Raw genomic sequence first — 14,362 nt, 5'->3', positions numbered from 1 at the left:
GGGGGGGCCGCCGCGGCCCCCCCCCCCGCCACCACCGCCGGGCCCGCGCGTGACGCGGGGACCCGGCGGTCCGCGCCGTCGTTCGCGTGGCTGGGGCTGGTCCCCTTCGCGGCCTACGTGGTGCTGTTCCTCGCCGTGCCGACGGTGCTCGCCGTCGGCTCGGGGTTCTTCGATGACGACGGCGCGGTCACGATGACGAACGTGGAGGCACTGGGCGACCCCGTGGTCCTGAGGACGTTCGCGAACTCGGCCGGGCTGTCGCTGCTCACGGCCGCGGTCGGAGCGGTCGTGGGGGCCCTGGTCTGCTACGCGCTGCTCGGCGCTCCGCCCGAGGGCGCCGTGCGACGGGCGGTCGATGCAGCAGCCGGGGTGCTCGCCCAGTTCGGCGGGGTGATGCTGGCGTTCGCGTTCATCGCCACGATCGGCATCCAGGGGGTGGTCACGGTCTTCCTGCGCGACACGCTCGGCGTCGACATCTTCGCGAACGGCACCTGGCTCTACGAGCTGCCCGGGCTCGTCCTGCCCTACATCTACTTCCAGGTGCCGCTCATGGTCATCACGTTCATGCCCGCTCTCGCCGCCCTGCAGCCGCAGTGGGCCGAGGCGAACCTCACGCTGGGCGGCACGCGGGCGAGCTTCTGGCTGCGCATCGGCCTGCCCGTGCTCGCGCCCTCGTTCCTCGCCAGCCTGCTGCTGCTGTTCGCGAACGCCTTCTCGTCGTACGCGACCGCCGCGGCGCTGGCCAGCCAGGGCTCGCAGATCGTGCCGCTGCAGATCCGTACCGCCCTCACGAGCGAGACGCTGCTGGGGAGGGAGAACCTCGCCGGGGCGCTCGCCCTCGGCATGATCGTGGTGGTCGGCGTGGTGATGGGCCTGTACTCGCTGATCCAGCGCCGGGCTGCGCGGTGGCGCTCGTGAACCGTCTCGCCCCGTCGCGCACCACGCGCTGGGTGATCGGTGTGCTCGTCGGCGCGTTCTTCGCTGTACCGCTCGTGTCGACGTTCCTGTTCACGCTCCGTGGTGCCGACGGACCGTCGTTCGAGCACTGGGCCGCGCTGTTCGACCCCGCTGCGGCGGCCGCGCTCCGGCCGATCTGGACGGGACTCGGGAACTCGCTGATCCTCGCCGTCGTGACCGTCGCGATCGTCCTGCTGGTACTGGCCCCGACGATGATCCTGGTGAACCTGCGCTTCCCGCGGCTGAAGCCCGCGTTCGAGTTCCTCGCGCTCCTGCCCATCTCGATCCCGGCGATCGTGCTGGTGGTCGGCCTCGCACCCCTCTATCTGCAGATCGGTCGCACCCTCGGCACCGGCACCTGGACGCTCGCGTTCGCCTACGGCATCACCGTGCTGCCGTTCGCCTTCCGGTCGATCCAGGCGGCGATCGACGCGGCCGACCTGCGCACGCTGTCGGAGGCGGCCCGTTCCCTCGGCGCGAGCTGGCCGGCCGTGGTGCTCCGCGTACTCGCGCCGAACCTCCGCCAGGGGCTGCTGGCCGCGTCGCTGCTGTCGATCGCCGTGGTCCTGGGTGAGTTCACGATCGCCTCCCTCCTGAACCGTCCGGTGTTCCAGACGGCGATGCTCGTCGTGCAGAAGCAGGACCCCTACGCGCCGGCGATCTTCACCCTGCTGGCGCTGCTGCTCGTCTTCCTCCTGCTCCTCCTGATCGGCCGCGTCGCGCGCGGCTCCCGAAAGGCCCGCTCATGACCCTCGACCACGCCCTCCCCCGCACGAAGGACAACCTGCTGCTCGCGCGGGCCGGCGAGGGCACCCGCGTGCAGCTCCAGGGCATCGTGAAGCGCTACGGCGGCACCACCGTCCTGCACGGCGTCGATCTCGACATCGCGCCGGGCGAGTTCGTGTCGCTGCTGGGCCCGTCCGGATGCGGCAAGACCACGCTGCTGCGCGTGCTCGCCGGGCTCGAGGTCGCGGATGGCGGTGCGGTCCTGCTCGGCGGCGGAGACGTCTCTCGGGTGGCGACCAACAAGCGCGACATCGGCATGGTGTTCCAGTCGTACTCGCTGTTCCCGCACCTGCGCGTGGTCGACAACACGGCCTTCGGTCTGCGACGCCGCGGAGTCGGCCGGGCCGAGGCGGCACGACGGTCGCTCGACGCCCTCGCTCTCGTGGGTCTCGCCGACCTCGCCGATCGCTTCCCGCACCAGTTGTCGGGTGGGCAGCAGCAGCGGGTCGCCCTCGCGCGGGCACTGGTCACCGAACCCCGGGTGCTGCTGCTGGACGAGCCCCTGTCGGCGCTCGACGCGAAGGTGCGCGTGCAGCTGCGCGACGAGATCCGCCGCCTCCAGCTCCGACTGGGCATCACCACGGTCTTCGTCACGCACGACCAGGAGGAGGCGCTGGCGGTGTCCGACCGCATCGCCGTGATGAACGCGGGGCGCATCGAGCAGATCGGCACCCCGGAGGAGCTGTACACCGCTCCGTCCACGGCGGGGGTCGCCGCGTTCGTCGGGCTGTCGAGCGTGGTGTCCGGTGTCGCGGAGGGCGACCACGTCGTGGTGTGGGGGCAGCGCCTGCCGTTGCAGACGCCGGCCGACGGCCCGGTCGACGTGTACCTGCGACCGGAGAACGTGCACTTCGCGTCGGAGGCGGACGCGGCGACCGATGCTCTGGTGGAGGAGAGCACGTTCCTCGGCAGCATGCGCCGCACGCTGGTGCGCACGGAGTCGGGCGAGCTCGTCCGCGTGCAGCACGCTCCGGGTGTGCACCCCGCGTTCGGCGACCGCGTCCGCATCGCGGTCGACCCGGAGCCCGTGGTGGTCCATCCGCGCGGCTGAGCGGCGGAGGCCCACCTGGAACGTCGGAGACCCCGCGGCCGTCTGGCCGCAGGGTCTCCGTTCGGTTTCCGGGTCAGATGGTGATCTGCCCGGCGACGGTGGCGAGCTTGTGGCGGGCGAGCGCCAGGTTCGCCTTCGCCTTATCGAGCACCAGGTAGACGAAGAGTCCTTCGGTGCCGCTGCTGCTGAGCACATTGATCAGGTGGTACTGGTCGTCGAGCGTGATGAGGATGTCGTCGATCCGACTGGCGATGCCGAGCTCCTTCATCGTCTGCAGCTTCGCGCGGACGACATTGGAGTTCCCGGCCGCGGCGACACCGAGGTCGAAGGCGGGGTGACCGCCCTGCGCGAGAGCCATGCCGGACGCGGAGTCCGCGATCGCGACGCCCACGGCGCCGTCGATCGTCAGAAGCTCCTGCACGGACTGTTCCAGTTGTGCCATTCGTTCTCCCTGAGGTTCTGTACGGGTGCGGTCGAGCGAGGTGTCCCGCTCGATGAGGGGTGTGCCCGGGGTCGGTGCGATCGGGTCATCGCCGCCGGGCGTGAGGGTCGGAAGGAGCGCCGGGCCCGCGTCGCGGTCGACGAGTGCGTGCGCGCGCAGCGCGGGGCGCGGAGGCGGGAGTGTCGAGAACAGGTCCTCGAGCGCGCGGAGCGCGTCGTCATCGGGCGCGGCGGCGTCGGCCGATTCCGCGCGTGTGTTCGCAACGTCGATCTCACGTCGACGACGGCCGAAGACAGCCATCGGTCCCCCTTGTGTCACCACGAGTCGTCGCCGATCCGTCCCGGATCGCCGCCGACTTGTCCCCAGATTCCGTCGACCGCCCCAGCGATCGACCTGCACACGATACCCGGCGAACCTCCGGATCCACGCCTCCGAACGCCCTTCCGCCGCGTTGTATATCGGTAGCGCGTCTCCGGCCTCCCCGCGGAGGTCATCGCAGCCGAGGGACCGCGGTGAGAAGAACGAAACCCCCTGTCGCCATCCCGGCGGCAGGGGGTTCGTTCGTCGGTGCTTCAGAGCACGCGGGACAGGAAGTCCCTGGTGCGCTGGTGCTGCGGATCGGCGAGCACCTCGTGCGGGTCGCCCTCCTCGACGATGTGACCGCCGTCCATGAAGATCAGCCGCGAGCCGACCTCACGCGCGAAGCCCATCTCGTGGGTCACGACCAGCATCGTCATGCCCTCGTCGGCGAGCGACCGCATGACCGACAGCACCTCGCCGACCAGCTCGGGGTCGAGCGCGGAGGTGGGCTCGTCGAAGAGCATCATGTCGGGGTTCATGCACAGCGCTCGGGCGATCGCGACGCGCTGCTGCTGCCCGCCCGACAGGTGACCGGGGTAGGCGCCCGCCTTCTCGGCCAGGCCCACCCGCTCGAGCATCGCGTGCGCGACCTTCTCGGACTCCGCCTTCGACCGCTTCTTCACCCGCTGCTGCGCGATCGTCAGGTTGCCGAGCACGCTCAGGTGCGGGAAGAGGTTGAAGCTCTGGAACACCATGCCGATGCGGGTGCGCACGCGGTCGATGTCGACGTCGGGGTCGGTAATGTCGATCCCCTCGATCAGCACCTTGCCGCCGGTGGGCTCCTCCAGCAGGTTCACCGAGCGCAGCAGCGTGGACTTGCCCGAGCCGGACGGGCCGATCACGCAGACGACCTCGCCGGCCGTGACCGTGAGGTCGATGCCCTTGAGTACCTCGTTGTCTCCGAACGTCTTGACGAGCCCCTGGATGTCGATCGCGGGCGCGTGGACGTCGATCAGATCGGTGGTCATCGGCTCCTCGCCATCCGTCGCTCCAGCCACGCGCTGAACCGCGTGAGGGGGATCGTCACGATCAGGTACAGGATCGCGGCCATGATCAGCGGCGTCCCGTTGGCGTTCTGCGTACTGGCGTCGCGGGCGAACGTCGTGAGCTCCTTCGACCAGATGAACGACCCGGCCACGAACAGCAGCGAGGTGTCCTTCAGCAGCAGCACGAACTCGTTCGTCAGCGGCGGGATGATGATGCGGAAGCCCTGCGGCACCACGATCCAGAACGTCGTCTTCATCGGCGACATGCCGAGAGAGCGGGCCGCCTCGGTCTGCCCCTTCGGCACCGCCTGCAGGCCGGCGCGAATGGTCTCGGCCATGTACGCCGATGCCACGAGGATCAGACCGATCAGCCCGAGCACCACCGGCCCACCGAGCTTCGTGCCCGACACGCCCATGCCGATCGGCACGATGTAGGCGATCGCGAAGATCGTGAGGATCGCGGGGAGCCCGCGGAACAGCTCGATCCAGCACGTCGCGATCCAGCGGAACGGCCCGATCTCCGACAGCTTCATCAGCGCGAGGACCACGCCGAGCAGCAAGCCGCCCAGGAACGCCACGGCGGTGAACCACAGCGTGTTGACGAGCGCGGTGGTGATGATCCCCGGGAGCATCTTCGCCGCGATCTCCGGGTTGAAGTACATCGTGGCGATCCGCGCCCAGTCGGTGCTGATCGCCGCCCAGACGACGAGGGCGATCAGCACCGCATAGACGGTGTAGCGGTACAGCTTCTTCTTCGTGGTGCGCCTCAACGCCATTGTCAAGGTCCTCCCGACCGACTCAGTTCCGTCTTCAGCTGGCCGTGAAGTACTCGTCGTAGATCTTCTGGTACTCGCCGCTGTCGCGGAGGTCCCTCAGCGCGCCGTTGACCGCCTCGAGAAGAGCATCCTTCTCGCCCTTCGCGAACGCGAAGCCGTAGGACTCGTCGGTCTCGTACGTCTCCACGATCTTGTAGGCGGAGTCGGCCTTCTCGTGCTCGAGGTTCACCGGCTGGTCCTGCAGGATCGCGTCGATCTGCCCGGCCTGCATGGCCGGCCACAGCTCGCCGTCCGACGGATACTGCACGAGCTGAGCGCCCTTCGCGTTCTCGCCCGCGTAGGACTCACCCGTGGTGCCCTGCTGCACGCCCACGTTCTTCCCGTCGAGGTCGTCGATCGACTCGATGCCCGAGTCGGTGCGCACCAGGAGCGACTGCAGCGAGTCGTAGTACGGGTCGGAGAAGTCGATGTTGGCCTTGCGCTCCTCGGTGATCGTCATGGCCGAGGCGCCGATGTCGCACTGACCCGCGGCGAGGGTGGTGCCGGACTGCAGCGCGTCGAAGCCCACATCCTGCACCGAGAGCTTCAGGTCGAGCTGCTTCGCGATCGCGCCCAGCAGGTCGATGTCGAATCCGGAGTACCCGGTCTCGGAGTCCGCGTCCTCGACCTCGAACGGCGGGTACGGGATGTCGGAGCAGACCGTGAGCGTGCCCGCCTCGATCAGACCGTATTCGTCGCCGGCCGCGGGAGCGTCGCTGCTGCCCGCGTCGGTCGATCCGGTGGCGCATCCGGCGAGCGCGAACGTGGCGGTGGCCACGAGTGCGAGACCGGCGAAGAGGGTACGACGGGGCATGTCGACTCCTGGGGTTCGGGGGCGGGTGCGCCCGCGGACGGGTAGGAGATCATCTAAACATGCGGCTCGTCGCGTGACCAATGACACGGGCAGACGACCGCATTACGTTTGTGTTTCGGTGCCTCCCCGCGCGGCACCCGGTCTCACACCTCGACGTCGACGGCCACACGACCGGAGACGACGGAACGGATGTATCCGGCGACCTCCTCGTGCGCAGGGTGCACCTGGTACTGCTCCAGAGCATCGACGGAGTCGAACTCCGCGACGAGCGTCACGTCCCAGTTGGCGTCGGGGTAGACGTCGTTCGCGCCCGCCCAGATGCTGCGCAGCTGGGGAACGATGCCGTCGAGCGCGTTCAGCCGGCGGGCGACCTCGGCCGCCTGGTCCGCGCGGGTCTGCGCATCGTCGACGGCGAGCTTCCAGGCCACGACATGGCGAATGGTCATCGGGGTGTCTCCTGGTCGGTGAGGGCGTCGGCGCTCACGGCTTCCTCCAGCGCCTCGCGCAGGCGGTCGGGCGAGACGCGCCAGTGGGCGTGCAGGCGGCCGTCGATCAGCACCACCGGGATCTTCTCCCACCACTGCTCGTACAGCGCGGGGTCTTCGGCGATCGACGCCTCGACGATCTCGATCCGCTCGGCGGCGGCGTCGGGCAGCTCGGCGACCACGGCGTCGACGACCTCGGAGGCCACGTCGCACAGATGGCAGTCGGGCTTGCCGATCAGGGTGAGCGTGGTCACGCCGACGGCACCTCGACCTCGCGACCCTGCGCGATCCACTCGCCCGTGCCGCCCTCGACGTTCGTCGCGTCATAGCCGCGCGCCTCGAGCGCCTCGACCACGCGAGCCGAACGGCCGCCGGCCTGGCAGATCACGTCGAAGGACTCGGCGGGCAGTTCGTCGAGACGGTTGCCGATCTCGGACATCGGGATGTTCACCGCGCCCGGCACGTGGCCGGCGGCGAACTCGTGCACCTCCCGGACATCGATGAGCGGGGTACCGGAGCGCTCGGCGAGCTCGGCGACGGTGATCGACTTCATGACATCCTCTCGGCGGTGCGGCACGGCAGAGACACAAAGCGCCCGTCCGAAGACAGGCGCTCGGTGTCTGGCCGCTTACTTCTTGTTGCGGCGCTGGTGGCGAGTCTTGCGAAGCAGCTTGCGGTGCTTCTTCTTCGCCATGCGCTTGCGGCGCTTCTTGATGACAGAACCCACGGAAACCTCACTAAGTCAGGGGCTGGGTGTCGCCGAATCGGACACCCGGGTACGGGCACGAAAAAATGCCTCGGATCATCCTAGCAAACCCACGGGCCGCCTCGCGCCGCCCTGCGGATCAACCCGCGTCGGCGATCGGTCGCTGCAGCGCCTCGGCCACGGCCGACTCCGGGACGCGGTAGCTGCGGCCGAAGCGGATGGCGGGCAGCTCTCCGGAGTGCACGAGCCGGTACACGGTCATCTTGGACACGCGCATGAGCTCGGCGACCTCGGCCACCGTCAGGAATCGGACATCTGGAACCTCGGGCATCCCACGTACCCCTTTCTCGATGTGCACACTCTATGGGTTTCCTGGGACGCGTGTAAACCCATGTGACTCGTGTGATCAGTGGGACGCGGGCACCGTGGCGAACGCCCGCACCGGGAAGGTGCCGAACCCGCGGATCGCGGGCGGGGCCGCGGTGAAGCGGGCACCCCGCGAGGGAACCGCGTCGAGACCCGTGAGGTGCTCGACCACGTGCACGCCGGCGGCGAGGAGGATGCTGTGCGCCGGACGCTCTCCGCCGCTCTCGGTGTCGTCGATGTTGAGCGAGTCGATCCCGACCAGGCGCACCCCCGCCTCGACCAGGAAGCGGGCGCCGTCCTCCGTGAGGTACGGCGCCCCCTCCGCATAGTCGGGCGTGCCGAAGAGCCGGCTCCACCCCGTGTCGAGGAGGACCGCCGAGTCCCGCAGGTCGCGGTCCGCCAGGGTCGCCGCACGGATGCCGCGGCGCTCGGGCGACCAGGCATCGCGCAGGTGGAAGACCTCGGCGGGGAGGCCGACCAGGGTGCGCAGGTCGAGTGCGGCGAGATCGTCGCCGTCGCCGTAGCGGTGCCAGGGGGCGTCGAGGTAGGTGCCGGTGTTGCCGATCATCGTGATCACGTCCATCGCGAACTCGGTCCCCGGCGCGTAGCGCTCCCGGGATGCGGCGCGTGTGAGGAACGGGGCGATGGTCGGCGCCGGCAGCCCGGGATAGGTGATCATCCCGGCCTCGATGGGGTGGCTGAGATCCACGATGCGGTCCTCGGCCTCACCGCCGCTCGGTGCCTCGACTCCGCGGCTTCCGCGATGCGGCTCCTCGACGATGCGCAGGTCGCGGAGGTGCACCTCGTCGACCAGCGTCAGTCCCAGGTGGCGGACGAGCAGGGTGCCGATCTCCTCGGCCGAGAGGTCTTCCCGGGGAAGGTCGAGGCGGAACCCCTCCCCGTGCATGCCGCCGCCGTTGGCGAACGTGATCGAGAAATCGAAGTGAGCGCGGTGCGGAGCGGTCGTCATCCCCCCATCCTGCCCATCCGGCGCGGCGCCGGGGTCGCTCAGCCGGACTTCCTGGCCTTCGCCACCCGTTCGCGCGCCTCGCGAAGAGCCTGACGCTCGAGCTTGCGCGCCGCGCGCAGCGCCTTCTCGGCATCACGGCTGGCCTTCTGCGCCTCCTTGAGGCGCTTGTCCCCGGCGAGCTCCGCCGCATCGAGGGCGACCCACTCCTCGGAGACCCGGTGCTGCTCCCCGCGATCGAGACCGTCGAGGTAGGCCGCGACACCGTCGAGCGTGCGCTCCACGGCGAAGCGGAACGGATCGGCCGGCGACAGGAACACGCCGTCCTCGATCGCCCGGCGGAGCGCGGGGAACTCCTCGGCCGAGATCACCCGATCGAACAGCGACGCCTCCCGCATCGCCACCTCTTCGGCGGAGAGACCGGAGGAGCGGGACTGCTCCGAGTACCCCGCCTGCACGATGCCGCACCAGCGAGCGTGGCCGGTGATCGCGAGGGCGACGGCCATGCGCTCGTCGGCGGTGAGCGGTGTGTCATCGAGCGCGGCGAGACTGGCGTCCAGCCAGGCGGAGCTGTTGGGGGTGATCGGCGAACCCGAGATCGGCAACGACAGGATCCACGGGTGGCGCAGGTAGACGAGGATCTGGGCCTCGTACAGCGCGAGCAGCCGCGCGCGCCAGCCCTCGACCTCGAGGTGGCTCTCCGGAGGGAGTCCGGTCGCCTCCTCCTGCATGAGCAGCAGGAGGTCGTCCTTCGCGGAGACGTAGCGGTACAGCGACATGGGGGTGAAGCCGAGCCGGGCGGCCACCGCTGCCATGGAGACGGCGCCGATGCCCTCGCCGTCGGCGAGTTCCACCGCGGCCTCCACGATCTTTTCGACACTCATCTCCCGCTTCGGCCCGCGCTGGGGATTCGCCGCGACGCCCCAGGCGAGGGCGATGCCCCTGGGGAGCTCGGGAGGCTCGATGTCGGTCATCCGCCCATCCTACTTCTGTTTATTTCATAAACAGTGTGTTACCGTCATACACAATTGCGTTGCCCATACACAGTTTTCGCGATACACAGAAAGGGATACTGATGGAGACAGCCATCCAGGTGCGCGACCTGCGCAAGGCCTTCGGGCCGAAGCCCGTGGTCGACGACCTCGCCTTCGAGGTCGGCCGCGGCGAGGTCTTCGCTCTGCTCGGACCGAATGGCGCGGGCAAGACGACGACCATCAACATCCTCACCACCCTCACCGCCGCGGATGCGGGATCGGCGACCGTGGCGGGGTGGGATGTGCGCTCGCATCCCGACGAGGTGCGCCGGCGCATCAGCCTCACCGGGCAGGCGGCCGCCGTGGACGACGCCCTCACCGGTACCGAGAACGTCGTCATGTTCGCGCGCCTCTCGGGACTGGGGCGGGCGGCCGCGCGGCGCCGCGCCGAAGACCTCATCGCCCGGTTCGCACTGACCGACGCGGCGTCCCGCGCCGTGCGCACCTACTCCGGCGGCATGCGCCGTCGCCTCGACCTGGCGCTCAGCTTCGTCGTGACCCCGGAGGTGCTGTTCCTCGACGAGCCCACCACCGGGCTCGACACCCGTAGCCGCCGCGACCTGTGGGACATCATCCGCACGGTCGCGGGTGCCGGCACGACGGTGTTCCTCACCACCCAGTACCTGGAGGAGGCGGATCAGCTCGCCGACCGGATCGCCGTCCTGCACGACGGCCGGATCGCGGCGCTGGGCACCGCCGCCGAGCTCAAGGCGCGTATCGGCGGCGACACGGTCGAGCTCCACGACAGCCGGGGAGAGCTGCGGCGCGAGATCCCGACCGACGGCACGGTCGCCGGGCTGCGGCGCGCCCTCGATCGGCTCGACACGGAGGGGGACGACGGCGTCGTCACGCTCCGACGGCCCACCCTCGACGACGTGTTCCTGGCGGTCACGTCGTCCCCCGCGGGCCGGCCCGTATCCGGAGAGCCGGTCGACGCCGGCTCACCCACCCTCGAGGAGCTCGCATGAACACCGCGGTCACCACCCCCATGCCCCCGCACGCCTCCCCCACGCCGACGCCTCGACCGCGCCTGCGCGGGCTGACGGCCGAAGCCGTCTTCGTCGGACGAAGCCTGCGGCACTCGCTGCGCGACGGCGAATCACTGCTCATGGCGATCATGCTGCCCGTCATGCTCATGCTCATGTTCACGTGGGTGTTCGGCGGGGCGATCGACCCCTCCGGCGCCTACGTCGACTACGTCGTGCCGGGCATCATCCTCACGTGCGCGGGGTTCGGGGCGTCCTCCACGGCGGTGTATGTCGCGAACGACATGCGCTCCGGCATCATCGACCGGTTCCGCACCATGCCGCTGCGCGCCGGAGCCGTGCTCACCGGGCACGTGGTGGCGAGCGTCCTGCGCAACCTGGTCGCGACGGCCATCGTCATCGGCGTCGGGGTGCTGGTCGGGTTCCGCCCGACCGCGTCGCCGGGCGACTGGATCGCGCTGGGCGGGCTGATCACGCTCTACATCCTCGCGATCACGTACCTGTTCGCGGCGATCGGCCTCGCCGCCGGCAGCCCCGAGGGTGCCAACGGCTACGGCTTCGTGCTGCTGTTCCTGCCCTACCTGTCCAGCGCGTTCGTGCCGGTGGCGAGCATGCCGGAGTGGCTGCAGCCGGTCGCCGCGCACCAGCCCATCACCCCGATCGTCGAGACCATCCGCAGCCTGCTCCTCGGCACCGACGCCGGAACGCAGCCGTGGTGGGCGGTGCTGTGGTGCGTGGTGATCCTCGGCGTCGCCGTCGTGTGGGGCGCGTGGCTGTTCCGCCGCAAGGCGGGCCGCCGCTGAGCCCGTCCCGTCCAGCCCGCGCATAGCCGCCGCTCGCCGGTCGCCCAGACAGCTCTGGCACTGTCGATGCAGGACTTGTGCCGGCACCGCCGAGTCCGTTGCGGAGCTGGGGTCCGTGGATCGCCCCTGACGACATGCCCCCCGGTCGTCAGGGGCGATGTCCGTTCCGGCGCGGCTGCGCGCGCGTCAGGCGCCGAGCCGCTTGAGCGCCGTGGTCACCACGTGCTTGGCCGATGCGGCCGCGCGTCCGACCACCTCGGCGGCGTGTGCCGCACCATCGGGAAGACCACCCGGGTAGGCGATGTCCGGGGCCGCGTCACCGTAAGCGTCGACGAGGAACGGGACCAGCCAGTCGTCGACGACCTCGAGCGGCTCGACGGCGAGGCTGTAGAACCGACGCTGCCCGTCCTCGCGCACGGTCACGAGCTCGGCATCGCGCAGCACCTTGAGGTGCTTGGAGACGGTGGGCTGGCTGATCCCCAGGTCGGCCACGATCTGGCTCACGCTGGTGCCGGACTCGCCTTCGGACGTTCGCCGGAGCAGGAGCTGGAGGATGTCGCGCCTCGTACCGTCTGCGATCACGTCGAAGATGTCCGTCATGGCATCAGGGTAGTCGCCCCCGGCACGGAGTACCATGACGAGGGCTCGGCGGGCGGCGTCGTGCACGGATGGATTCGAACGAGGGGGCAGCGATGTCGGGCATCGTTTCGGCGTCGTCGCCCCGACAGCGGTTCCCGGGGTCGGGCGGGCGCTTCAAGCACCTCATCACGTCGTCGCCGTCGCGGTTCGCGATCTCCGTGTTCGCGCTGCTGATCCTCGTCTTCACCGTCCTCTTCTCGCTGCCGATCGCATCGGCCGACCGCACCGTCACGCCGCTGAGCGACGCCCTCTTCACCGCCGTCTCCACGATCTGCGTCACGGGTCTGGCGACCGTGGACATGGCCAACCACTGGTCGCCGTTCGGGCACGTCCTGGTGTTCATCGGCGTGAACATCGGCGCGCTGGGCGTGCTGACCCTCGCCTCGCTGATGGGCATGCTCATCTCCAAGCGCCTCGGGTTGCGCGCCAAGCTCATGGCCGCGGGCGACACGAACCCGCTGCGCGCGCACGGCGGCGTCGTGAACGAGAGCCAGACGGTGCGGCTGGGCGAGGTCGGGCAGCTCCTCACCACGGTCGCCGTCTCCGCCCTCATCATCGAGGCCTCCCTCGCCGCGCTCCTCTACCCGGCCCTGGTGATGGCCAAGGTCGACCCGATCGCCGCACTGTGGGAGGCGCCCTACTTCGCCGCCATGGCGTTCACCAACACCGGCTTCGCCCCCAACGACGGCGGCGTCGCGGTGTTCGCCGACGACTACCTCGTGCTGTTCCTGCTCATGGTGGGGGTCTTCCTCGGCAGCATCGGCTTCCCCGTGATCTACACGCTCGCCAAGCACGTGTGGCACGTGAAGCGGTGGTCGCTGCACTCCAAGCTCACGATCGTCACCACCGTGCTGCTGTTCGTGGTCGGTGCCGCCGCGTTCCTCATCCTCGAGTACGACAACCCGAAGACGTTCGGGTCGATGGACGCCGCCGACACCACCTTCCAGGCGTTCTTCCTCTCCGCGATGACGCGCTCCGGCGGCTTCAACGTGATCGAGATGGACGATCTCAACGGCTCCTCCCTGCTCGCGGCGAGCATGCTCATGTTCGTCGGCGGCGGCTCCGCGTCGACCGCGGGAGGCATCAAGGTGACCACCCTCGCCGTGCTCGCGATCGCAGTGTGGTCGGAGGCGAAGGGACGCCAGTCGGTCGAGGCCTTCGGGCGGCGCATCCCGAGCGACGTGCAGCGCGTCGCCCTCAGCGTCGTCGCGTGGGGAGCGACCATCGTGGCCCTGTCGACCATCGTGATCGCGCAGATCACGAAGGCCGACATCAGCCACGTGCTGTTCGACGTCATCTCCGCGTTCGGCACCGTCGGCCTCTCGACGGGCCTGACCGGCGAGCTGCCGGATTCCGCCTCGTACGTCATGGCCGCGACCATCTTCATGGGGCGCGTTGGTACAGTGACTCTCGCCGCGGCAGTCGCCGCGACGTCGCGAACGCAGTACTACTCACTGCCGGTGGAAAGGCCGATCGTTGGTTGAAGTCCTGCGCGGAGACGCCCCCGTCCTCGTCATCGGCCTCGGCCGGTTCGGTGCGGCGTGCGCCGGTGAGCTCGACCGTCTCGACCGCGAGGTCCTCGCGATCGACGACAATCTCGAGCTCGTGCAGAAGTGGTCGGAGCGGGTCACCCACACCGTGCAGGCCGATGCCAGGAACATCGACGCCCTGCGCCAGATCGGCGCCCAGGACTTCCAGGTCGCGGTCGTCGCGGTCGGCTCCTCGATCGAGGCATCCGTGCTCATCACCGCGAACCTCGTCGACCTCAAGGTCCCGCAGATCTGGGCCAAGGCCGTCTCCCAGTCGCACGGCAAGATCCTCGCCCGCGTCGGCGCCAACCACGTGATCTACCCCGAGCGCGAGGCCGGCGAGCGCGTCGCCCACCTGGTGAGCGGTCGCATGCTCGACTTCATCCGCTTCGACGACGACTTCGTGCTCGCCAAGATGTACCCGCCGAAGTTCATCCGCGGCGTCGGCCTGAACGAGTCCGGCGTGCGCTCGAAGTACAAGGTCACCGTCGTCGGCGTGAAGAGCCCCGGCAAGCCGTTCCGCTACGCCGAGGCGAACACCATCGTCACCAACCACGACCTCATCATCGTGTCGGGCACCAACAGCGATATCGAGCGCTTCGCCGCCCTGGACCGCTGACCGCGCCACATCCCGAC

The 14,362-nt window shown here is 69.6% G+C and carries 19 protein-coding genes; 7 read left to right on the top strand and 12 right to left on the bottom strand.

Translation table 11 applies throughout. The annotated features are described in order from the left end of the window. The 3 genes from DW299_RS04690 to DW299_RS04680 form a co-directional block, all read left to right on the top strand. The coding region (locus tag DW299_RS04690; protein ID WP_446724786.1) for an ABC transporter permease at positions 1-918 on the top strand (918 nt) is incomplete at its 5' end. After that, positions 915-1,706, top strand: a complete 792-nt coding sequence (locus DW299_RS04685; protein ID WP_136029725.1) for an ABC transporter permease — start codon at positions 915-917, stop codon at positions 1,704-1,706. The genes DW299_RS04690 and DW299_RS04685, both read left to right, overlap by 4 nt. Further along, entirely contained in the window at positions 1,703-2,794 is a 1,092-nt protein-coding gene (locus tag DW299_RS04680; RefSeq protein WP_136035879.1) for an ABC transporter ATP-binding protein, read from the top strand. Before DW299_RS04685 ends, DW299_RS04680 begins: the two co-directional genes overlap by 4 nt. Before the next feature lie 73 nt (positions 2,795-2,867). Here DW299_RS04680 and DW299_RS19475 read toward each other — a convergent pair whose 3' ends face one another. From DW299_RS19475 to DW299_RS04625, 11 genes are all read right to left on the bottom strand, one after another. Further along, the gene (locus tag DW299_RS19475) at positions 2,868-3,536 is read right to left on the bottom strand and encodes a hypothetical protein (protein ID WP_240745318.1); all 669 of its coding nucleotides are present in this window, start codon (positions 3,534-3,536) and stop codon (positions 2,868-2,870) included. Positions 3,537-3,808: 272 nt separating this feature from the next. Next, positions 3,809-4,564 (bottom strand): amino acid ABC transporter ATP-binding protein, encoded by a 756-nt coding sequence (locus tag DW299_RS04670; protein WP_136031965.1) that lies wholly within the window; start codon positions 4,562-4,564, stop codon positions 3,809-3,811. Next, positions 4,561-5,358 carry an amino acid ABC transporter permease gene (locus DW299_RS04665; protein WP_136035878.1) on the bottom strand — a complete coding sequence of 266 codons (798 nt, stop codon included), beginning with the start codon at positions 5,356-5,358 and terminating at the stop codon, positions 4,561-4,563. The genes DW299_RS04670 and DW299_RS04665 overlap by 4 nt, the downstream gene beginning before the upstream one ends. 34 nt (positions 5,359-5,392) lie before the next feature. Beyond that, a complete protein-coding gene (locus tag DW299_RS04660) occupies positions 5,393-6,211 on the bottom strand; it encodes a basic amino acid ABC transporter substrate-binding protein (protein ID WP_136035877.1) in 819 nt (272 codons plus the stop codon). Between the two features lie 143 nt (positions 6,212-6,354). After that, entirely contained in the window at positions 6,355-6,657 is a 303-nt protein-coding gene (locus DW299_RS04655; protein ID WP_136035876.1) for a Dabb family protein, read from the bottom strand. After that, positions 6,654-6,950 carry a glutaredoxin family protein gene (locus DW299_RS04650; RefSeq protein ID WP_136031972.1) on the bottom strand — a complete coding sequence of 99 codons (297 nt, stop codon included), beginning with the start codon at positions 6,948-6,950 and terminating at the stop codon, positions 6,654-6,656. The genes DW299_RS04655 and DW299_RS04650 overlap by 4 nt, the downstream gene beginning before the upstream one ends. Next, positions 6,947-7,249: a rhodanese-like domain-containing protein gene (locus DW299_RS04645; RefSeq protein ID WP_136035875.1), complete on the bottom strand. Its 303-nt coding sequence runs from the start codon at positions 7,247-7,249 to the stop codon at positions 6,947-6,949. Before DW299_RS04645 ends, DW299_RS04650 begins: the two co-directional genes overlap by 4 nt. Before the next feature lie 75 nt (positions 7,250-7,324). Continuing rightward, positions 7,325-7,423: a 30S ribosomal protein bS22 gene (locus tag DW299_RS04640; RefSeq protein ID WP_003792170.1), complete on the bottom strand. Its 99-nt coding sequence runs from the start codon at positions 7,421-7,423 to the stop codon at positions 7,325-7,327. Between the two features lie 118 nt (positions 7,424-7,541). Beyond that, positions 7,542-7,733, bottom strand: coding sequence for a helix-turn-helix domain-containing protein (locus tag DW299_RS04635; protein ID WP_116242548.1), 192 nt, complete (start codon positions 7,731-7,733; stop codon positions 7,542-7,544). A 75-nt stretch (positions 7,734-7,808) separates the two neighbouring features. Further along, positions 7,809-8,738 carry a cyclase family protein gene (locus tag DW299_RS04630; protein ID WP_136035874.1) on the bottom strand — a complete coding sequence of 310 codons (930 nt, stop codon included), beginning with the start codon at positions 8,736-8,738 and terminating at the stop codon, positions 7,809-7,811. Positions 8,739-8,776: 38 nt separating this feature from the next. Continuing rightward, on the bottom strand, positions 8,777-9,709 hold the full coding sequence (locus tag DW299_RS04625; RefSeq protein ID WP_136031978.1) for a TetR/AcrR family transcriptional regulator: 933 nt from the start codon (positions 9,707-9,709) through the stop codon (positions 8,777-8,779). A 101-nt stretch (positions 9,710-9,810) separates the two neighbouring features. Here DW299_RS04625 and DW299_RS04620 point away from each other — a divergent pair, with 101 nt between their 5' ends. Both DW299_RS04620 and DW299_RS04615 read left to right on the top strand, forming a co-directional pair. Beyond that, positions 9,811-10,737: an efflux ABC transporter ATPase subunit, DrrA-related gene (locus DW299_RS04620; RefSeq protein ID WP_168443077.1), complete on the top strand. Its 927-nt coding sequence runs from the start codon at positions 9,811-9,813 to the stop codon at positions 10,735-10,737. Further along, positions 10,734-11,558, top strand: a complete 825-nt coding sequence (locus DW299_RS04615) for an ABC transporter permease (RefSeq protein WP_240744584.1) — start codon at positions 10,734-10,736, stop codon at positions 11,556-11,558. Before DW299_RS04620 ends, DW299_RS04615 begins: the two co-directional genes overlap by 4 nt. 186 nt (positions 11,559-11,744) lie before the next feature. Here DW299_RS04615 and DW299_RS04610 read toward each other — a convergent pair whose 3' ends face one another. Then, complete coding sequence (locus tag DW299_RS04610; RefSeq protein ID WP_136031980.1) at positions 11,745-12,158, bottom strand: ArsR/SmtB family transcription factor; 414 nt, start codon at positions 12,156-12,158, stop codon at positions 11,745-11,747. A gap of 92 nt (positions 12,159-12,250) precedes the next feature. Here DW299_RS04610 and DW299_RS04605 point away from each other — a divergent pair, with 92 nt between their 5' ends. Both DW299_RS04605 and DW299_RS04600 read left to right on the top strand, forming a co-directional pair. Next, complete coding sequence (locus DW299_RS04605; protein ID WP_136031982.1) at positions 12,251-13,681, top strand: TrkH family potassium uptake protein; 1,431 nt, start codon at positions 12,251-12,253, stop codon at positions 13,679-13,681. Further along, positions 13,674-14,345: a potassium channel family protein gene (locus tag DW299_RS04600; RefSeq protein WP_136031985.1), complete on the top strand. Its 672-nt coding sequence runs from the start codon at positions 13,674-13,676 to the stop codon at positions 14,343-14,345. The genes DW299_RS04605 and DW299_RS04600 overlap by 8 nt, the downstream gene beginning before the upstream one ends. Positions 14,346-14,362: the final 17 nt, after the last annotated feature.

The sequence above is a fragment of the Microbacterium sp. K35 genome (assembly GCF_004794375.1).
Taxonomy (GTDB): Bacteria; Actinomycetota; Actinomycetes; order Actinomycetales; family Microbacteriaceae; genus Microbacterium; species Microbacterium sufflavum.
Note: the sequence above shows the minus strand (reverse complement) of the source record. Positions and strands in the feature narration are given on the sequence as shown.